The 18,753-nt window shown below is 71.0% G+C and carries 18 protein-coding genes; 10 read left to right on the forward strand and 8 right to left on the reverse strand.

What is annotated here, in order from left to right:
- The first annotated feature begins 2 nt into the window (after positions 1–2).
- From rlmB to AB0F89_RS05210, 4 genes are all read left to right on the forward strand, one after another.
- Positions 3–971 carry a 23S rRNA (guanosine(2251)-2'-O)-methyltransferase RlmB gene (gene rlmB, locus AB0F89_RS05195; RefSeq protein ID WP_367133082.1) on the forward strand — a complete coding sequence of 323 codons (969 nt, stop codon included), beginning with the start codon at positions 3–5 and terminating at the stop codon, positions 969–971.
- 227 nt (positions 972–1,198) lie between these two features.
- Entirely contained in the window at positions 1,199–2,620 is a 1,422-nt protein-coding gene (locus tag AB0F89_RS05200; RefSeq protein ID WP_367133084.1) for an MBOAT family protein, read from the forward strand.
- Positions 2,621–2,981: 361 nt separating this feature from the next.
- A complete protein-coding gene (locus tag AB0F89_RS05205) occupies positions 2,982–4,205 on the forward strand; it encodes an MFS transporter (RefSeq protein ID WP_367133086.1) in 1,224 nt (407 codons plus the stop codon).
- Between the two features lie 256 nt (positions 4,206–4,461).
- Positions 4,462–5,907, forward strand: coding sequence for a GGDEF domain-containing protein (locus AB0F89_RS05210; protein ID WP_367133089.1), 1,446 nt, complete (start codon positions 4,462–4,464; stop codon positions 5,905–5,907).
- 204 nt (positions 5,908–6,111) lie between these two features.
- Here AB0F89_RS05210 and AB0F89_RS05215 read toward each other — a convergent pair whose 3' ends face one another.
- The 4 genes from AB0F89_RS05215 to AB0F89_RS05230 form a co-directional block, all read right to left on the reverse strand.
- Positions 6,112–6,942: a metal ABC transporter permease gene (locus tag AB0F89_RS05215; protein WP_367133091.1), complete on the reverse strand. Its 831-nt coding sequence runs from the start codon at positions 6,940–6,942 to the stop codon at positions 6,112–6,114.
- Positions 6,942–7,760, reverse strand: a complete 819-nt coding sequence (locus AB0F89_RS05220; protein WP_367133093.1) for a metal ABC transporter ATP-binding protein — start codon at positions 7,758–7,760, stop codon at positions 6,942–6,944. Before AB0F89_RS05220 ends, AB0F89_RS05215 begins: the two co-directional genes overlap by 1 nt.
- Complete coding sequence (locus AB0F89_RS05225; protein WP_367133095.1) at positions 7,757–8,713, reverse strand: zinc ABC transporter substrate-binding protein; 957 nt, start codon at positions 8,711–8,713, stop codon at positions 7,757–7,759. Before AB0F89_RS05225 ends, AB0F89_RS05220 begins: the two co-directional genes overlap by 4 nt.
- A gap of 159 nt (positions 8,714–8,872) precedes the next feature.
- Positions 8,873–9,973 (reverse strand): ABC transporter ATP-binding protein, encoded by a 1,101-nt coding sequence (locus AB0F89_RS05230; protein ID WP_367133098.1) that lies wholly within the window; start codon positions 9,971–9,973, stop codon positions 8,873–8,875.
- A gap of 216 nt (positions 9,974–10,189) precedes the next feature.
- Between AB0F89_RS05230 and AB0F89_RS05235 the strand changes: the two genes are divergently transcribed.
- Positions 10,190–10,462 (forward strand): type II toxin-antitoxin system Phd/YefM family antitoxin, encoded by a 273-nt coding sequence (locus AB0F89_RS05235; protein ID WP_367133100.1) that lies wholly within the window; start codon positions 10,190–10,192, stop codon positions 10,460–10,462.
- On the forward strand, positions 10,455–10,859 hold the full coding sequence (locus AB0F89_RS05240) for a type II toxin-antitoxin system VapC family toxin (RefSeq protein WP_367133102.1): 405 nt from the start codon (positions 10,455–10,457) through the stop codon (positions 10,857–10,859). The genes AB0F89_RS05235 and AB0F89_RS05240 overlap by 8 nt, the downstream gene beginning before the upstream one ends.
- A 37-nt stretch (positions 10,860–10,896) precedes the next feature.
- On the opposite strand, the gene AB0F89_RS05245 is transcribed toward AB0F89_RS05240, so the two are convergent.
- The 3 genes from AB0F89_RS05245 to AB0F89_RS05255 form a co-directional block, all read right to left on the reverse strand.
- Complete coding sequence (locus AB0F89_RS05245; RefSeq protein ID WP_367133104.1) at positions 10,897–11,790, reverse strand: sugar ABC transporter permease; 894 nt, start codon at positions 11,788–11,790, stop codon at positions 10,897–10,899.
- Entirely contained in the window at positions 11,790–12,671 is an 882-nt protein-coding gene (locus AB0F89_RS05250) for a carbohydrate ABC transporter permease (protein ID WP_367138715.1), read from the reverse strand. Before AB0F89_RS05250 ends, AB0F89_RS05245 begins: the two co-directional genes overlap by 1 nt.
- A 103-nt stretch (positions 12,672–12,774) precedes the next feature.
- Positions 12,775–14,031, reverse strand: a complete 1,257-nt coding sequence (locus AB0F89_RS05255; protein ID WP_367133106.1) for an extracellular solute-binding protein — start codon at positions 14,029–14,031, stop codon at positions 12,775–12,777.
- Between the two features lie 225 nt (positions 14,032–14,256).
- On the opposite strand from AB0F89_RS05255, the gene AB0F89_RS05260 reads away from it, so the two are divergent.
- Positions 14,257–15,306 (forward strand): LacI family DNA-binding transcriptional regulator, encoded by a 1,050-nt coding sequence (locus AB0F89_RS05260; protein ID WP_367133108.1) that lies wholly within the window; start codon positions 14,257–14,259, stop codon positions 15,304–15,306.
- A 107-nt stretch (positions 15,307–15,413) separates the two neighbouring features.
- Entirely contained in the window at positions 15,414–16,517 is a 1,104-nt protein-coding gene (locus tag AB0F89_RS05265) for a LacI family DNA-binding transcriptional regulator (protein WP_367133110.1), read from the forward strand.
- Positions 16,518–16,579: 62 nt separating this feature from the next.
- On the opposite strand, the gene AB0F89_RS05270 is transcribed toward AB0F89_RS05265, so the two are convergent.
- Positions 16,580–17,224: a hypothetical protein gene (locus tag AB0F89_RS05270; RefSeq protein WP_367133112.1), complete on the reverse strand. Its 645-nt coding sequence runs from the start codon at positions 17,222–17,224 to the stop codon at positions 16,580–16,582.
- Between the two features lie 140 nt (positions 17,225–17,364).
- On the opposite strand from AB0F89_RS05270, the gene AB0F89_RS05275 reads away from it, so the two are divergent.
- Together AB0F89_RS05275 and AB0F89_RS05280 are read left to right on the forward strand one after the other, a co-directional pair.
- Positions 17,365–17,856 (forward strand): beta-class carbonic anhydrase, encoded by a 492-nt coding sequence (locus AB0F89_RS05275; protein WP_367133114.1) that lies wholly within the window; start codon positions 17,365–17,367, stop codon positions 17,854–17,856.
- A gap of 25 nt (positions 17,857–17,881) precedes the next feature.
- Positions 17,882–18,751: an A/G-specific adenine glycosylase gene (locus tag AB0F89_RS05280; protein WP_367133116.1), complete on the forward strand. Its 870-nt coding sequence runs from the start codon at positions 17,882–17,884 to the stop codon at positions 18,749–18,751.
- The last annotated feature ends 2 nt before the right edge of the window (positions 18,752–18,753 follow it).

The following is an 18,753-nucleotide window of genomic DNA, read 5'->3' on the forward strand; positions in this document are numbered from 1 at the left end:
TCGTGGCTGGTAATTCCAAGCGCCGGGGCGCGATGCGCAACCCGGGCTCCAAGAAGGGCGCGGTCGTCGGTTCCGGCGGGCAGAAGTCGAAGGGCCTGCAGGGCAAGGGCCCGACGCCGAAGGCGACCGAGCGACCGAACCACCCCGCGTTCAAGCGGGCCAACGCGGCGGCGAAGGCCGAGCAGGTCCGCTCGCAGCGGCGCAAGGCCGCGGAGAACGGGCCGGAGACCGTGGCCGGGCGCAACCCGGTGGTCGAGTGCCTGCGGGCGGGCATCCCGGCGACGGCGCTGTACGTGGCGCTGGGCATCGACGCCGACGACCGGGTCGCCGAGGCGGTGCAGCTGGCGGCCACCCGCGGCATCTCGGTGCTGGAGGTGCAGCGCGGCGAGCTGGACCGGATCACCGGTGGCGCGATGCACCAGGGGCTCGGGCTCCAGGTGCCGCCGTACGAGTACGCCGAGCCGCGCGACCTGCTCAAGATCGCGAACCAGTCCGGCACGCAGCCGTTGCTGGTGGCGCTGGACGGGGTGACCGACCCGCGCAACCTGGGTGCGGTGGTGCGCTCGGCGGCGGCGTTCGGCGCGCACGGGATCGTGCTGCCGCAGCGCCGTTCGGCGGGGATCACGGCGGTGGCGTGGCGGACCAGCGCGGGCACGGCGGCGCGGATGCCGATCGCCGTGGCGACGAACCTGACCAGGCAGCTCAAGGAGTGGGCCGAGACCGGGCTGATGATCATCGGCCTGGACGCGGACGGCGACGTGGACGTGGACGGCCTCGACCTGGCCACCGGCCCGCTGGTGGTCGTCGTCGGCTCCGAGGGCCGCGGCCTGTCGCGCCTGGTCAAGGAGACGTGCGACCAGACGGTGTCCATCCCGATGTCCGCCGGCGTGGAGTCGCTGAACGCCTCCGTCGCCGCCGGCGTCGTCCTGGCCGAAGTGGCCCGCCGCCGCCGCCTCGACGCCCGCCCCTGACCCTCGCACCCGCGAGAGTCCAACCTCCAGCGCCCGAGAGTCCAACGCTCAGGCAACGTGAGTTCAACGCTCAGCTCCGGGAGCCGCCCGCGCGAACGTTGAATTCACCGCCCGTGAGCGTTGGACTCTCGCGGTCTGAGCGTTGGACTCTCGGGGTGGTGTGAGGTGGGGCGGATTGTGGGGCGATCGGCTCCCCGGCGCGTGAGCGGCCGATAAGGTCTGCGGCGATGTCCTTCGCCAGCCCGTTGTTCCTGTGGTTCTTCCTGCCGCTCGTGCTCGCGGCGGTCCTCGGCACGCCCAGGAGCTGGCGCAACGGCGTGGTCGCCGTGGCGAGCCTGCTGTTCTACGTCTCCGGCGCGGGCGGGACGACGTTGCTGCTGGTCGGCTGCATGCTGGTCAACTACCTGGCCGGGCGGCGGCTGGAGCCGGGCACGCCGGGCGACCGCAGGCTGGTGCTGGTCGGCGCGATCGCGGTCAACCTGGGCGTCCTGCTGGTCTGGAAGTACGCCGGGTTCGCGACGCAGCAGCTGCACGACGTCGCCGCGCTCGTCGGCGCGGACCTGCCGGTGGTGGAGCTGGCGCTGCCCATCGGCATCTCGTTCTACACGTTCCACCACATCTCCTACGTGGTCGACGTGTACCGCGGCGAACGGCCGGCGCTGCGCGAGCCGGTCGCGTTCGTCACCTACATCGCGATGTTCCCGCAGCTCGTCGCCGGCCCGATCGTGCGCTTCCGGGAGATCGCCGACCAGCTGCCGCAGGAGCGCCTGCACCGCTGGGACGACGTGGCGGCGGGCTTCCCCCGGTTCGCCCTCGGCCTGTGCAAGAAGGTGATCATCGCCGACTCGCTGGCGCCGGTGGTCGACGCCTGCTTCGCCACCCCGGCCGACCAGATGACCTGGTCGATCGCCTGGCTGGGCGCGATCGGCTACGCGCTCCAGCTGTACTTCGACTTCTCCGGCTACTCCGACATGGCCATCGGCCTGGGCCGGATGCTCGGCTTCCGGCTGCCGGAGAACTTCGCCCGGCCCTACTCCTCGGTCACCGTCACCGAGTTCTGGCGGCGCTGGCACATGTCGCTGTCGCGCTGGTTCCGCGACTACGTCTACATCCCGCTGGGCGGCAACCGGGGCGGGGTGTCGCAGACTTACCGGAACCTGTCGATCGTTTTCATCCTCACCGGTTTCTGGCACGGGGCCAACTGGACGTTCCTCGTCTGGGGCGCCTTCCACGGCGGCCTGCTCGTCCTGGAACGCCGATTCGGCTGGGATTCGGCCCCGGTCGACACCCGCGCCCGAATTGCCCGGCGGGTCGGCACCATGCTGCTCGTGGTTATCGGCTGGGTGTTCTTCCGGTCCCCCGACCTCGGCGTGGCATTCACAATCATCGGTCACATGTTGTTGCCGGATTTCGGTGGGTTGACCGACGCCGTCGCGGCCGCGGCGACCAATCAGCGCATTGTTCTGCTGGTGCTGGCTCTGGCAATTGTCGCAATGCCGGACCACCCGGTGAGCGGTCCTTACCTGGAGTCTTCCCGGGACCGGATCGCCACCGTCGCACGGGTCTCGCTGATGACGGTCGGCGTCGGCTACGCGGCCGTCCTGGTGGCCAGTGGCACCTTCAGCCCGTTCCTGTACTACCAGTTCTGAAGATCGACTCGCGGCCGTTGTTCAACAATTGACGCACGAACGGGCGGCGCACCCGTCGGCGGCGGCAGGAACGCGCTGACCCGGTCGGCCCAGCGGCCCCGTTCCCAATGGCGGCCCTGGTCGACGTAGGGTAGGCGAGGATTGCTCACGGCGGGTCACCTACCGTCAACTGTCAAGAATAAGTGGTTGATTTTTCGCCTCTGTAACTACTTTATGTAACCGACCTGCTCCGTTCGGGTACACAGTGTGGTAGGACAGAGATCGCACATCCGGCAGCTTCTACCGTGCTAACCGAGGGAATTGTTACTTCGGGTGGGGGTAACGTGACTCACTCATCGGGGCCGACCGACCTGGGGCACTCGTGACTTCCGGGGGGACCGTCCGCGCGCTCGTGGGCAACCGCGAGTTCCGCGGCATGTGGATCGGCTCGACGGTGTCCACCGTCGGCGACCAGCTGGCGGCGGTCGCGCTGTCGCTATTGGTGTTCGAGCGCACCCAATCGCCTGCCTGGACCGCGCTGACGTGGTCGTTGACGCTGTTCCCGCCGCTGGTCTCCGGCCCGCTGCTGGGCTGGCTCGCGGACCGGTTCCCCCGTCGCACGGTGATGGTGTGGTGCGCGTGGCTGCAGGCCGCCCTGGTCGGCCTGATGGCGCTGCCCGGCGCGCCGCTGTGGCTGATGATCGTGCTGCTCGTCCTGGTGCTGATGATCTCGTCGCCGTTCCTGGCCGCCCAGGAGGCGAGCCTGCCGCACGTGCTGCCCGAGAAGCGCTACGACGACGGCGTGGCCCTGTTCGGCACGTCGGTCGACGTCGCCCAGATGGCCGGCCTGGCCGCAGCGGGCTTCCTGGTGACCGGCGCGGGCGCGAACGTCGCCCTGGCCGTCGACGCCGCCACGTTCGTGTGGGTGGCGATCCTGGTGCAGCTGTCGGTCAAGCACCGGCCCGCCGCCGACCCGCGCGGGGCCAAGCGGGATCCCGAAGGCCCCAAGGGCGCTTTCAGGCTGCTGGTCACCGAACCCCGGTTGCGCAGCCTGATGGGCATGCGCCTGCTGGCGGGCCTGGCCATGGTCCCGGAAGGACTCGCGGTGCCCCTGGCGGCGAGCCTGGACGCGGTGTGGTCCGTCGGCCTGATCCTGGCCATCGAACCCGCCGCCAACGTCCTGGGCGTGGCCGTCCTGTTCAGGCTGGTGCGCGATCCCGCGAAACGCGAGCGCCTGATCGGTCCGCTCGCCATACTGTCCTTGGCCCCGCTGGTCATGTTCGCGCTCGACCCGAACCTGACCTGGACCATCGTCCTGCTGGTCATCGCCGGTATGGCCGGCGCCTACCACACGCCGGCACGCTCGGCGTGGATGCGCATCCTGCCCGACGCCTACCGCGGTCGGGCGTACGGCATCGGCCGTGCCGCGCTGCGCTCGTCGCAGGGCGGCGGCATGGCGCTCGCCGGCGTCGTGGCGCACTCGATCGGCTCGGTGACGGCGACGATCGCGGGTGCAGGCGGCATCGGGCTGTTGCTCGCCACGCAGGCGACCGTAGCCTGGCGACGGGCCCGCACCCGGAACGATCCGAAGGCGGTGGCGATCTGAAACGGACTCATCACATATCGCGATTGTCAAACATGAAGGACCCCTCGGCTGCGGCCCGCTAGCCCGCGGGCACGTACGGTGAACATTCGGTCCGGGGTGGAGGGAGGGCTCACATGTCGCGGTTGCGCATGGCGAACACCTCCTCGATGCGCGTCTCGGGCACGGACGTGCCGCTGCGAACGGCGTTCGCCACGCGGCGCCGGGCAGAGGGTAGGGGGTCGTGGTGAAGAACAGTTTGACTGACCAGAAGGCTTCTGTGGCAGTCGGCCGGCCCTCGATTCGCAACTGGGACGTGTGGACGTTGCCACCGGCCGCGCTGGTGTACTTCTTCCTCATCGAATCGGCCGTAGCGGCTGCCGCCATTTGGCTGCTCACCGGTCTGGGAGCGGTCTCGGACGCGGATTGGCTGCGGTTCGGCGCGGTCATGTTCGCCCTCACCGTTCACCTGATGATCGTGCGCCGCGCGGAGGAATCCCGGCGCAACGAGTCCGCGGGACCGCACATCGACCTGACGTCGGTGTGGACGTTCGCCGCCGCCATCGCGCTCCCGGGCGCGCTGGCCGTGCTCGTCACGGTGTGGATGCGCATCCTGATCCAGCCGATCGCGCGCCGGCAGCCGTACCGGTTCGTGTTCAGCTCGGCGAGCATCCTCGGCGGCACCATGCTGGCCTGGGCCGTGGTGCACCTGTCCGGGCTGTCGCTGCTGGCCACCGGCGTCATCCCGACCGACCTGGGCCTGGTGCTCGTGCTCATCGCGGCCGCCCTGGTGAACTGGGGCGCGCAGGGCATGAACATCGCCATCGCGTTGAAGATCGTCACCCCGCACACCCGCATCCAGGAGTTCCTGGGCTCGCGGGCGGACAACATGCTGGAGCTGAGCACGCTCGGCGCGGGCGCCATGCTCGGCATGCTGATGACCACGCACTGGGTGGGCCCGCTGCTGCTGGTGTTCCCGGTGATCCTGGTCAACGCCCTGCTGTACCACGCGGCGCAGCGGCGGGCGCACCTCGAACGGCTGCTGCGCGAGCAGGAGCAGCTGCAGGCGCGGCTGGCCGAGGACGCGCACACCGACTACCGGACCGGGCTGCTCAACACCAACGGCCTGGCCGAGTACGCGGGCAGGCTCACCGACCGCTGCCGCCACGACGGGCAGCCGGTGACCGTGCTGGCCATCGACCTGGACCACTTCAAGCGGATCAACGACACCTGGGGCCACCCGGCGGGCAACGCCGTGCTGGCCGAGGTGGGCCGGATCCTGCGGGAGAAGCTGCGGCCGGGCGACGTGGCCGGGCGCGACGGCGGCGAGGAGTTCGTCGTGGTGCTCGCCGACACGGGGCTGGCGCAGGGCACGGCCATCGCCGAACGGGTGCGCGAGGCGATCGGCCAGATGTCCGTGGTGACCACCGACAAGCACCGCAACACGGTGACCCTGCGGGGCCGGAACCTGCCGCTGACGCCGGACGGCCCGGAGGTGCGCGCCATCTCGGCGTCCATCGGCGTCGCCGTGCTGCCGGACAACGGCGAGTGCCTGACCGACGCGCAGCACTGCGCGGACGCGGCGCTCTACGCGGCCAAGGAGAACGGCCGCAACCAGGTGCGCGTCGCCGCCGGCGAGATCCGGCTGCTGCCCGCGCCGCGGGTGGACCAGGCGGTGGACGGCGCCGCCGAGCAGGAAGCCCCCGAAGTCACCCGCACCGCGTAAAGCGCCTGGGGCTGCACGGCGGCCACGCGCGGACCTGGGCCTGCGGCAGGCGGCACGGCTCGGCCTGCCACCGCCGGAGCGGTGGTCCGCGAGCGTGCACGTCGTGGTCCGCATGGCACCCGTCTTCCGCACGGCCCGCCGCGGCGGACCTCCCGGTGCCCCCTCACAGTCGGGCGTACCCACTTCCGACCGGCCCCAAACGTGTCAGTGCACTCTTTCCCGCTTACCGCTCGCCAGCCGGCAGACTAGGTAGATCAGGAACGACACCGCGGTGACGAACGCGCTGACCGGCATCCCCGGCGCGAGCGACAGCACCATCCCGCCCAGCACGGACACCTCGGCGAACACCACGGCCAGCACGGTGGCCTTCAACGGGCTGGCGGTGACCCTGGTCGCCGCCGCCGCGGGCGTGATCATCAGCGACAGCACCAGCAGCGCGCCCACCAGCTGCACGCTCAGCGCCGTCGCCACGCCGACCAGGACCGCGAACACCACGGACAGCGTGCGCACCGGCACGCCGCGGGCCGTCGCCACGGCGGCGTCCACGCTGGCGAAGTGCAGCGGCCGGTAGATGAGCGCCAGCACCACCAGCACCGCGACCGACGCGCCGATGAGCAGCCACAGGTCGGTCGAGCCGACGCTGACCACCTGACCGGTCAGCAGGCCGAACTTGTTCGCCGAGCGGCCCTTGTAGAGGGCCAGGAACAGCACGCCGAGGCCGAGGCCGAAGGCGAGGATCGCGCCGATCACCGAGTCGCGGTCCGAGTCGCGCCTGCTGAGCAGGCCCAGCAGCAGGGCGGCGAGGACGGACCCCGCCAGCGCGCCGTACCCGACGCCGACCCCGATCAGCAGGGCCGCCGCGCCGCCGGTGAACGCCAGCTCGCTCGTGCCGTGCACGGCGAACGCCATCTTGCGGGTCACCACGAGCGGGCCGAGCAGCCCGGCGACCAGGCCGAGCACGGCGCCCGCGATCAGCATCGGCTGGACGTAGCCGAGCAGGTCGAGCGTCAGCCCGACGTCGAAGAAGTCTTCCATCAACCCTCATCCGCCAGGTGGTGCGGCTCGTCCTCGCACAGGTGCTGCGCGCCGACCACGTGGATCTGGTCGCGGACCCGGACCACCTCGACGTTCGTGCGGTACAGCTCGCTCAACGTCCGCGAGGTCATCACCTCGGCGGGCGTGCCGATCCGGAACCGGCCGTCGACCAGGTACAGCACCCGGTCGACCAGCGGCAGGATCGGGTTGATCTCGTGGGTCACGAACAGCACGGCGGTGCCCGCGCCGCGGCGGCGCGCGTCGATCAGGTCGCTGACCACCCGCTGGTGCGCGAGGTCGAGCGAGAGCAGCGGCTCGTCGCACAGCAGCACCTCGGGGTCGCCGACCAGCGCCTGCGCCACCCGCAGCCGCTGCTGCTCGCCGCCGGAGAGCAGGCCGACCGGCTCGTCGGCGTACCGCGTCGCCCCGACCGACTCCAGCGCCGCGTCCACCCGGACCCGGCGCTCGCGCCTGCCGCGCCAACCGACGCCCCAGCGGTGCCCGTCCAGGCCGAAGCCGACCAGGTCGCGGCCGCGCAGCACCAGGCTGGGGTCGAGCGCCCGCTGCTGCGGGACGTAGCCGATGCGCCGGTTGCCGCCGGACACCCGCACGGTGCCCGCGGACAGCGGCTGCAGGCCGAGCAGCACGCGGATGAGGCTGGTCTTGCCCGAGCCGTTGGGCCCGAGCACGGCCACGAACTCGCCGGGGGCGACGTCGAGGTCCAGCCCGTCCCACAGCACCCGGTCGCCGTAGGACAGGCGCGCGCCGCGCAACGCGACCGCGGCGCGCGTCGACCTGTCCGTCACCTGAGCTGTCATGCGTCGAGCGCCCCCACCAGCGAGTCCACCTGCTTCGTCATCCAGTCAAGGTAACCGGTGACGCCCTCGGGCAGCGTCTCGGTCACCTCGGCGACCGGCAGGCCGGAGCCCTTGGCCAGGTCGACGACCTGGGTGGTGCCCGCGTTCTCGGTCTGCGCGTTGTTGACCAGCGCGGTGACCTGCTTCTGCTCGATCAGCCGGGTGACCTCGGCGATGGCGGCGACGGGGATGTCGGTCTCGTTCTCGACGGCGTCGGCGAACGACTCGGGGGTGACGTCCTCGACGCCCGCGGTGTCGAGCAGGTAGTGGGCCACCGGCTCGGTCGCGATCACCTTCTTGCCCGCGCCCTTGCCCTCGACGCGCTGCTCCAGCGCGGTCAGCTCGGCGGTGAAGCCGTCGGCGTTGGCCTCGAAGGTCGCCTTCTTGTCCGGCGCGATCGCGCCGAGGTCGGCGGCGGCCTGGTCGGCGACCTTGCGGACGGTCTCGAAGTCGTACCAGACGTGCTCGTTGACGGCGTGGTCGTGGCCCTCCTCGCCCTCCGGCTCGGCGTGGGCCTCCTCGCCCTCCGGCTCCTCGTGCCCGCTCGCCTTGCCGGAGACGGGGAACGCCTCGATCTTCTTGGCGCCCTCGGTCTCGGGGCCGAGCAGGGTGGCGAAGAAGTCGTCGTAGCCGCCGCCGTTGAAGATCACGAGCTTGGCGTCGCGCACGGTGGCCAGGTCGGAGGGGGTGCTCTCGTAGGAGTGCGGGTCGCCGGACGGGTCGTCGATGATCGACGTCACCTGGACGGCGTCGCCGCCGACGGCCTGGACCACGCTGCCCCACACGTTGGTCGAGGCGACGACCTTGATCTTGCCGTCGTCGGTCGCGGCGGGGGTGTCCTGCGCGCCGCAGGCGGTCAGGGCGACGGCGGTCGCGGCGGCCACCGCGCTGAGCATCGCGTTGCGGACGGTCATCAGGAACTCCTCGACAGGTGGGTCACTAGGGAATGGAAACCGTTGTCGAGTTCAGTTTAGAACGCTCCGCTACCGAACCGTCCACCGACCAGGGTGTTTCGGCACACGAAAGGGGCCACCCCCGCCGGAACGGGAGGTGGCCCCTCAGGCGTGGGGACGTCAGTCGGTCAGGCGGTGGCCCGACTCCGGGTGGAACAGGTGGACCTCGCCGGCGTCGCGCACCGCGACCTTGACCGTCTGGCCCAGGGTGGGCGGCGTGCGGCCGTCGACGCGGACCACGAACCGCTCGGGCACGTCGCCGATGCGGACCGAGCCGTGCATGAGCGCGTCCGCGCCCAGCTCCTCGACCAGCTCGACGGTCATGTCCATGCCCTGCTCGGAGGAGCTGACCAGCGCCAGCGACTCGGGCCGGATGCCGAACGTGACCTCGGACAGGCCCTCGGCGGCCGCCTTGTCCAGCGCGCGGCGCTCCAGCGGCACCACGATGCCGTCGAGCTTCGCGCCCTCCGACGTCAGCGGCACGGTCTTGAGGTTCATCGCGGGCGAGCCCATGAACCCGGCGACGAACGCGTTGGCCGGCTTGTCGTACAGCGCGCGCGGGGTGTCGCACTGCTGGAGCAGGCCGTCCTTGAGCACGGCGACCCGGTGGCCCATGGTCATGGCCTCGACCTGGTCGTGCGTGACGTAGATCGTGGTGGTGCCCAGCCGCGCCTGGAGGGCGGCGATGTTCGCGCGGGTCTCCACGCGCAGCTTCGCGTCCAGGTTGGACAGCGGCTCGTCCATGAGGAACACGGAGGGCTCGCGGACGATCGCGCGGCCCATCGCGACGCGCTGGCGCTGACCGCCGGACAGCGCCTTCGGCTTGCGGTCCAGGTACTTGGTCAGGTCGAGCATCTTGGCCGCCTCGGCGACCTTCTCCTTGATCTCGGCCTTGTTCACGCCGCGCAGCTTGAGCGCGAAGCCCATGTTCTCGGCGACGGTCATGTGCGGGTACAGCGCGTAGGACTGGAACACCATGGCGATGTCGCGGCCCTTCGGCGGGACGTTGGTGACGTCCTTGCCGCCGATGTGGATGGCGCCCTCGTCCACGTCCTCCAGACCCGCGAGCATGCGCAGCGCGGTCGACTTGCCGGAGCCGGACGGACCGACCAGGACCAGGAACTCGCCGTCGGTGACGTCCAACGACAGCTCGTCGACCGCGCGGACCGGCGGGTTGCCGGAGAAGATCCGCGAAGCCTTGACGTAGGCGACCTCAGCCATGCCACGCACCTTTCACTGCTCAAGCTTTGTCGCAACGCTAGGCATTGCAAGCGCTTACGGGAACGGGTGAATTGGTCTAATTCCGCATCGGTTCAGACGAGGCGCGGCAGAGCCGGCACGTGGCCCGCGGCCACCCGGTCAGGGCGTCCGGTCCAAGGCTTTGACCAGCGGTCTTGCTCCTGGCGCGCGGTTCTCCGACTCCCTAGCCTCTCCGTCGTGAAGGTCATCAGCCAACAGGAGTTCCACGACAACCCCGCCGAGGTGCTGGAAGCCGTCGAGGCGGGCGAGACGTATCAGGTCACCCATGACGGCGAGGAGGTCCTCGAACTGCGCCCGCCGGCGCCCGCGCACCGCCTGACCACCGCCGAGGTCGTCGAACTGGTCAGGGACCTGCCGGAGGTGGACTACGCGGAGATGCGCGCGGAGGCGGACGAGTTCTTCGGCGTCGACCAGCACGCCGATGGCTCGTGGAGGCGTGACCGTGACTGAACGGCGGCCGTTCGGCGTGCTCGACACCAACGTCTACATCGACCTCGCGAAACTGGACCCCGCGCTGCTCCCCGAGATCCCCGAACTGTCGGTCATCACCCTGGCGGAGCTGCACCAGGGCCTGCCGATGGCCAAGGACGCGGCCACCCGGGAGGCGCGCACCGGGCGGCTCGGCATCGCGATCGAGAACTTCGAGCCGCTGCCCTTCGACCGACTGGCGGCCACGCGGTACGGCAGCCTGGTCGGACTGACCATCGCGGCGGGTCGCAGCCCGCGATCGCGCGAGTTCGACCTGATGATCGCCGCGACCGCCTCGTGCCACCAGTTGCCGCTCTACACGCGCAACGCGAAGGACTTCGTCGGCCTGGAGTCGTTGGTCGAGGTGATCGAGGTCTGAGCGGGGGCCTCCGCCGGAACGGAGGCCCCCGGCCGGTTCAGCCCTTCACGGCGCCCGACGACAGGCCGGTCACCAGGAACCGCTGCACCAGGTAGAACACCACGATCGCCGGGATCGCGACCAGGATCGACGCCGCCGCCAGGTGACCCCACTCGGTCCGGTTCTGCTGCACGAACACCTGCAGCCCGACCGCCAGCGTCTTCGACTCGTCCGCCGCCGACAGGAACGCCGACGCGAACGCCACCTCGCCCCACGCCGTCAGGAACGCGTAGAACGCGGTCACCGCCAGGCCCGGCCGGGCCAGGGGCAGCACCAGCCGCCAGAACACGCCGAACGGCGACAGCCCGTCCACCCTCCCGGCCTCGTCGATGTCGTTCGGGATGGTGTCGAAGTAGCCCTTCAGCATGTACGTGCAGAACGGCACGGCGGTGGTGCAGTAGACCAGCACCAGCCCCAGCGACGTGCCCTGCAGCCCCAGCGCCAGCAGGATGTTGTACAGCGGCACGATCAGCACCGCGAACGGGAACATCTGCACGACCAGGAACGACAGCATCAGCGACCGCTTGCCCGGGAACCGGAACCGCGACGCCGCGTAACCCGTCGTCGCGGACAGGAACACCGCCAGCACCGTGGTCAGCAGCGCGATCAGCACCGAGTTGCCGAACCACGCCAGGAAGTCGCCCTTCTCGCCGCCGAGGATGCGCGCGTAGTTGTCCAGGCTGGAGTCGTTGACCAGCTGCGGCGTGGTCTCGACGGCCTTGGCGTCCGGTTTGAACGACGTCACCAGCACCCAGAACACCGGGAACACCGCGATCAGCGACGCCACCACCAGCGCGCCGTGCAGCCCGGCGCTGGCCAGCGGCGACCGCTTCGAGCGCTGCCGCGCGCGGGCCTGCGGGACCGCCTTCAACGAAGCGGCTTCGACCGTCATCACCACACCTCGCCTTGCTTGCGCAGCGCGCGCCGGTACACGCCCGCGAACACGAGCAGCACGGACAGGATCAGCACGCCGTAGGTCGACGCCACCGCGAAGTCGCGGGACGCGCCGGAGAAGAACCGCTCGAACGCGTAGGTCACCAGGATGCGGGTGTTCGGGTTCGGCCCGGTGATCAGGTAGATGATCGCGAACATGTTGAACGTCCAGATGATGCCCAGCAGCACCACCGTGCTGGACACCGACCGCAGGCCGGGCAGCGTCACGTTGCGGAACCGCTGCCACGCCGTCGCGCCGTCGACCTCGGCCGCCTCGTAGAGGTCGCCGGGGATCGACTGGAGGCCGCCGAGCAGCGCCACCATCATGAACGGCACGCCGAGCCACACGTTGACGATGATCACCGCGACCAGCGCCCAGTCGGACTGCCCGAGCCACACCGGCGGGTCGTCCAGGCCGAGGAAGCGCAGGAACTGGTTGATGATCCCGTACTGCGCGTTGAACATGTACTTCCACGCGAACGCGCTGATGAACGCGGGCACCGCCCACGGCAGGATCAGCAGCACCCGGTACACCGCCCGGCCGCGCACCTCCCGGTTGAGCAGCAGCGCCAGCGCCAGGCCGATCGCGTAGTGGAAGAACACGCAGCCGAACGTCCAGATCAGCGTGCGCACCAGCGTCGACCAGAACGCGCCGTAGCTCGCGTCACCCGACAGGACGTTCAGGTAGTTGTCCAGGCCAACGGAGACGTAGGTCGCCGGTCGGTCCAGGATCGGGTTGGCGATGTTGCCCTCGTTGATGTCGGTGAAGGTGAAGAACACGCCCTGGGCGAGCGGGAACAGCACCAACACCGCGATGACCACCACGACCGGCAGCACCATCGCGTACGCGTACCAGTGCCGGTCCAGGAACCTGCGCACCGAAGTCTCCCTTCGCCGCCCCGCGGCGCCCGCCCGTGAACGGGGCGGGCGCCGAGGGGGATGGTCAGCCGACCGTGTACTCGGGGACGACGGTGTCCTTGTACGCCTTGGCGACCTCGTCCAGCGCCGCCTTGGCGTCCTTCTTGCCCGCCAGCACGTCGGCGTAGGCGATCTTCAGCGGGTCGAACAGCTGGCCGCCCTCGGGGATCCACGCGCGGGGGTGGGCGGCGGTGACGACCGGCTCGAACGCCGAGACGACCGCGTTGGCCTTGACGTCGGCGTTCTCGTAGGCCGACTTGCGGGTGGGCAGCAGGCCCAGCTCCTTGGCGATGCGGACCTGCGACTCGACGCTGCTCATGCAGGCGATGAACTTGACCGAGGAGTCCTTGGCCTTGGTGCCCTGGCGGATCACGTAGTCGTGGCCGCCGACCGGCGCGGAGCCCTTGCCGGCGGTGTCGCCGGGGACGGGCGCGATGCCCAGGTTGGCGGCGTCGGTGAACGCGGCGCCCTTGAGGTAGTCGGCGACCGACCACGGGCCGTTGACGACCATGGCGACCTCGCCCGCGGTGAACGCGGCCTGCATGTTGTTGTACGAGTTCGCCGGGTCCAGCGCGGTGCTGGCGGCCTTGGCGTCGAGCAGGCCCTTGGCGGTCTCCAGCGCCTTCACGTTGTCCGCGGAGTTGACCACGATCTTCTTCGCGTCGGCGTCGACCAGGTCGCCGCCCGCGCCGTAGATGAACGGCAGCGCGTAGTACGCGTCGTTGTTGATGAAGATGGTCTTCTCGCCGCCGAGCTTGGCCGCGGCGGTCTTGACCTCGTCCCACGTCTTCGGCGGCTCGACGCCCGCGTCGGCCAGCAGCTTCTTGTTGTAGAACAGCGCCAGCGAGTCGGTCACCTGGGGCACGCCGTAGGTCTTGCCGTCGTACTTGGTGGAGCCGAGCGGGGTGTCCAGGAAGTCGGACGTGTCGTTGGCCAGCTCGGTGCCCGCCAGGTCGACCACGTAGCCGAGCTTGGCCAGCTGGGACACCCACGCGACCTCGGCGCGGAAGACGTCCGGGCCCTGGCCGCCCTGGGCCGCGGTGCGGTAGTTGTTGAGGGCCTGGTCGAAGGCGACCGTCTCGGTCTTGACCTTGTAGCCGCCCTTGGTCGCGCAGTCCTGCGCGATCGCGGTGAACACCGGGCTCTCGTTCGGGCCGCTGGTGTCCCAGAAGGTGATCTCGCCGGAGTCGCCGGACGCCGAGCCACCGTCGCCGCCACCGCATGCGGTGAGGACGAGGGCGGAAGCTGCCGCCACTGCGGTCACGAGGGTGGTACGTCGCATCGTTGCTGTCGTCCCTCCTGCGCCCCCACCGTGGGTGAGAGCTCTTGCAAGAACTTGCGAAATTGTTGACGCGGATTTCATCCCGCCGACCAGGGCCGGGTCAAGGGGCTGGACGTAACCAAGCCGTAACGGCCCGGCGGCCACGGCGGAAACCGAGGTTGGCGTTGCAAAAATTTGCCGCTGACGGCAGGCTGCACGTCACCCACAAGTCTGCGAGGAGGCACGGTGTCCGGTCTGTCCGAGATCGCCAGGGCAGCCGGGGTGAGCATCTCCACGGTCAGCCGGGTGCTCAACCGCCGGGCGGGCGTGAACGACGAGACGCGCCAGCGCGTGCTCGCGGTGCTTGCGGAAATGCCTTACACGCCGCGCGGGCTCGGGGCCCTCCAGCGGACCGGGGTGATCGGGCTGCTCGTGCCGGAGCTGTCCAACCCGGTGTTCCCGGCGTTCGCCGAGGCGCTGGAGGTGCGGGCCGCGCGGCTGGGCTACTCGTCGCTGCTGTGCAACACGCGGGCCACCGGCGCGGGCGCGATGGGCGAGGAGGAGTACGTGCGGATGCTCCTCGCGCGCGGCGTCGAGGGCATGGTGTTCGTGTCGCCGGAGATCACCAACGTCGAGGTGCCACTGGGCCAGGCGCCGCGGCCGTCGTACTACGCGAAGCTGCTGGCCGACGGCGTGCACATGGTGTTCCTCAACGGGGCGACGCCGTCGCTGGACGTGCCGGACGTGACCGTGGACGAGCAGCACGCGGGGTACGCGGCGACCAGGCACCTGGTGGAGCTGGGGCACCGGCGGATCGGGTTCGTGTCGGGTCCGGCGCGGTCGCTGCCGTCGCGGCTCAAGCGGGCCGGGTGGGCGGCGGCGCTGGAGGAGGACGGGCTGCCCGCGACGTCGGACTTCGTCGCGCACGCGCCGTTCGGGCCGGAGGGCGGGGCCGGGGCGGTGGCGACGCTGCTGGACACCGTGCGGCCGACGGCGGTGATCTGCTCGTCCGACCACATGGCGATCGGCGTGCTGCGGGAGGCGCACCGGCGCGGGCTGACCGTGCCGGGCGACCTGTCCGTGGTGGGCTTCGACGACATCCCGCTGGCGTCGTACTGCTCGCCGTCGCTGACCACGCTGGCGCAGCCGATCGAGGAGATGGCGGCGGCGGCCGTGGACGAGTTGGTGCACCGGCTGGACCCCGATCGGCGCAGGCGTCCGGCGGGCAATTACACGCGTGTTTTCCGGCCTCGGCTGGTGATCCGCGAGTCGTCCGCGGCGCCCGCATTGGTTTAGACCATTGTACTCCGGAGTAACCTATTTCTAGCTGCACTGATGGAGATTTAGAGGGACGCCCGTCACCCCCACTTCTGTAATTGGTTCTGAACCGTTACGGTCACTTCATGGCGCGGTCGATGCATGTGCGACGCCCCGCGACGCTCGCTTCACTGGCGGCGGAGCTGGGTGTTTCCCGGACAACGGTGTCCAACGCGTACAACCGTCCCGACCAGCTCTCGCCGGAGCTGCGACGCCGGGTGTTGGAGACAGCTAGACGACTCGGGTACCCGGGGCCCGACCCGGTGGCCCGTTCCCTTCGGACCAGGAAGGCAGGCGCGGTCGGCCTGCTGCTCACCGAGAACCTGTCCTACGCGTTCCGCGACCCGGCGGCGATCGGGTTCCTGGAGGGCCTGGCGCTCGCCTGCGAGGACGCCGGGACCGGGCTGCTGCTCGTGCCCGCGAACCCGGAGCGCGAGGACGTGGCGGCCGTGCACCGGGCGGGGGTGGACGGCTTCGTCGTCTACTCGGTGCCCGACGACGACCCGCACCTGGCCGCCGTGCTGGAGCGGCCCGTGCCGACCGTCGTGTGCGACCAGCCGGACCTGGACAACGTCGACCGCGTCGGCATCGACGACCAGGCGGCCATGCACGCGCTGGCGCAGCACCTGATCTCGCTGGGGCACCGGCGGATCGGCGTGGTGTGCATGCGGTTGGCGCGCGACCGCAACGACGACTTCGTCGTGCCGGAGCGGCAGCAGGCGGCGCACTTCCACGTGCAGCGGGCCCGGTTGGCGGGGCTGGCGCAGGCGTTCGCGTCGGTCGGCGTGGACTGGGCGACGGTGCCGGTGGCCGAGCGGTTCGACCACACCATGGCGTCCGGCGCGTCGGCGGCGGCGCAGGTGCTGGAGCGCGACCCGCAGATCACCGCGCTGATCTGCACGTCGGACATACTGGCCCTCGGCGCCCTCACCGAGGTCCGGCGGCGGGGCATGCGGGTGCCGGCGGACATCACCGTCACCGGTTTCGACGGCATCCGCGAGGCCGAGCAGGCGGGCCTGACCACGGTCCGCCAGCCGGTCCTGGAGAAGGGCCGCGCCGCGGGCAAGCTGCTGCTCGACTCGGCCGAGCGCACCCGTCCCCGCGCGGTCACCCTGGCCACCGAACTGGTCCTCGGCACCACCGCCGCCGCGCCGCGCGGCACCGCCGAGGAGCGCTGGTTCGGCCCGTGACCCCCTGACCGTCCCCACCCCCGAACGCTTCGCAGGGGTCCCCCGCCCGGGGGACCCCTGCTTCACGTCACGCGGAAGATGACCGGGTTGCTCGCCCGGCCCGCGACGACCGCCGTCAGCAGGTAGTCGCCGCCGCCCAGCCGGGTCTGCGAGCGGCAGCCGGGTGCGGAGGTGCTGCCGGGCCACCGGAGGTCGTAGGTGAACCTCTCCCCCGGTCGCATGACCCGCACCTCCGAGCCCTCGGTGGCGAAGCAGTCGTTGCTGGACCACAGGCGCGTGCCGCCGTCGGCGCTGGTCACGACCAGTTCCCGGACCCGCCGGCCGATCTCCTTGGTGCACGGCAGCGGACCGGTGTTGGCGACCACGACGGCGAAGCGCGGCGCCCGGCCGTCCTGCTGGTCCACCTCCGCCGTCACGGCCACCTGCGCGTCCTCGCACGGCGGCGGTGGTCCCGGCGGCAGCGTCGGCTGCGGGGACTCGGGAGCGGGCGCGGGTGACGAGGAGGACGGGGGAGGCGCGACCGGCCGCTGCGGGGGCGGCGGCGGGGTGGAGGCCGCGGCCCGCTGCGCGACGCGCTCCGGTTCGCGCCCGACCACCGCGCCCACCAACCAGACCGCCAGGACCAGCGCGACCACCGATCCGGCGACGGCCAGCGCGCGACGTCGCCGGTACACCGACCGCGGGTGCGGGCCTGCGGGCTCGATCACGGGTGTGAAGCTATCCCGGTCAGGTGGAATCTTCGGTCAGGCATCGGTCACCCGATGTGGTGGACGTGAGGTTCGCCCCGATCGGCTTGCCGGCATCCGGGAGTCGGGTTCCAATCCCAGGGAAACACGGGAGGTTTGCGATGACCGCGATCGACGAGCTGCTCCGCCGCAACGACGAACTGGGCAACATCGTGCCCGGCGACCGGTCGTCGCCGAAGCCCTCGATGCAGGTGACCATCCTGACCTGCATGGACTCCCGCATCCGGGTGTTCGAGATCTTCGGCCTCAAGCAGGGCGAGGCGCACGTCCTGCGCAACGCGGGCGGCGTCGTCACCGACGACGTGATCCGCTCCCTGGCGCTGAGCCAGCGCAAGCTCGGCACCCGCGAGGTGCTGCTGGTGCACCACACGAACTGCGGCCTCCAGCTGGTCACCGAGGACGACTTCAAGGACGAGCTGGAGCAGGACTCCGGCCTGCGGCCGACGTGGTCGGTCGAGGCGTTCCGCGAGGTCAAGGACAGCGTGCGCGGCTCGGTGAACCGGGTGCGCGCCAGCGCCTTCCTCCCGCACCGCGACAACGTGCGCGGCTTCGTCTACGACGTGCACACCGGAGAGCTGACCGAGGTCGTCTGACCGCCGTGGGACACTGTTCGGCGCTATGAGCCTGGACGCCGAACTACTCCTCGACTGGTTCGCCGACACCGCCCGCGACCTGCCCTGGCGCCGGCCGGAGTGCACCGCCTGGGGTGTGCTGGTCAGCGAGATCATGCTGCAGCAGACCCCGGTGGCCCGGGTGGAGCCGATCTGGCTCCAGTGGCTGGCCCGCTGGCCGACGCCGTCGGCGATGGCGGCGGCGAGCCAGGGCGAGGTGCTGCGCGCCTGGGGCAAGCTCGGCTACCCGCGCCGGGCCCTCCGGCTGCACGCCGCCGCCCAGGCCATCGCCGGGCAGCACGGCGACGTCGTGCCGAGCGACGTGGACGTGCTGCTCGCCCTGCCGGGCATCGGCGCGTACACGGCGCGGGCGGTGGCGGCGTTCGCCTACGGCCAGAAGTGCCCGGTGGTCGACACCAACGTGCGCCGGGTCGTGGCGCGGGCCGTGCACGGCGCGGGCGACGCCGGCCCGCCGTCGACCTCGAAGGACCTCCGCGATGTCGAAGCCCTCCTGCCCGAGGAGCACGCCGCCCGCTACTCGGCCGCCCTGATGGAGCTGGGCGCGCTGGTCTGCACGGCCCGCGCGCCGAAGTGCGCCGACTGCCCGGTGCTCGCCGAGTGCGCGTGGCAGCTGAACGGCCGCCCGGCCTACGACGGCCCGGCCAAGGCCGTGCAGAAGTTCGCGGGCACCGACCGGCAGGTGCGCGGCCTGCTGCTGGACGTGCTGCGCGGCACGGCCGAGCCGGTCGCGAAGGACCGGCTCGACCTGGTGTGGTCGGACGCGGGCCAGCGGGACCGGTGCCTGCACTCGCTGCTGGTCGACGGCCTGGTCGAGCAGACGGCCGCGGGCCTGTTCGCGCTGCCCGGGGAGCACTGACC

Origin of the sequence: Saccharothrix sp. HUAS TT1, assembly GCF_040744945.1 — a bacterium.
Taxonomy (GTDB): Bacteria; Actinomycetota; Actinomycetes; order Mycobacteriales; family Pseudonocardiaceae; genus Actinosynnema.

What these genes read in the sequence shown, in the direction of transcription:
- AB0F89_RS05200 (WP_367133084.1), top strand. Translation starts at nt 1,199, where the DNA reads ATGTCCTTCGCCAGCCCGTTGTTCCTGTGGTTCTTCCTGCCGCTCGTG.
- AB0F89_RS05215 (WP_367133091.1), bottom strand. Translation starts at nt 6,942, where the DNA reads ATGGAAGACTTCTTCGACGTCGGGCTGACGCTCGACCTGCTCGGCTAC.
- AB0F89_RS05220 (WP_367133093.1), bottom strand. Translation starts at nt 7,760, where the DNA reads ATGACAGCTCAGGTGACGGACAGGTCGACGCGCGCCGCGGTCGCGTTG.
- AB0F89_RS05225 (WP_367133095.1), bottom strand. Translation starts at nt 8,713, where the DNA reads ATGACCGTCCGCAACGCGATGCTCAGCGCGGTGGCCGCCGCGACCGCC.
- AB0F89_RS05230 (WP_367133098.1), bottom strand. Translation starts at nt 9,973, where the DNA reads ATGGCTGAGGTCGCCTACGTCAAGGCTTCGCGGATCTTCTCCGGCAAC.
- AB0F89_RS05245 (WP_367133104.1), bottom strand. Translation starts at nt 11,790, where the DNA reads ATGACGGTCGAAGCCGCTTCGTTGAAGGCGGTCCCGCAGGCCCGCGCG.
- AB0F89_RS05250 (WP_367138715.1), bottom strand. Translation starts at nt 12,671, where the DNA reads ATGGTGCTGCCGGTCGTGGTGGTCATCGCGGTGTTGGTGCTGTTCCCG.
- AB0F89_RS05255 (WP_367133106.1), bottom strand. Translation starts at nt 14,031, where the DNA reads ATGCGACGTACCACCCTCGTGACCGCAGTGGCGGCAGCTTCCGCCCTC.
- AB0F89_RS05265 (WP_367133110.1), top strand. Translation starts at nt 15,414, where the DNA reads ATGGCGCGGTCGATGCATGTGCGACGCCCCGCGACGCTCGCTTCACTG.
- AB0F89_RS05275 (WP_367133114.1), top strand. Translation starts at nt 17,365, where the DNA reads ATGACCGCGATCGACGAGCTGCTCCGCCGCAACGACGAACTGGGCAAC.
- AB0F89_RS05280 (WP_367133116.1), top strand. Translation starts at nt 17,882, where the DNA reads ATGAGCCTGGACGCCGAACTACTCCTCGACTGGTTCGCCGACACCGCC.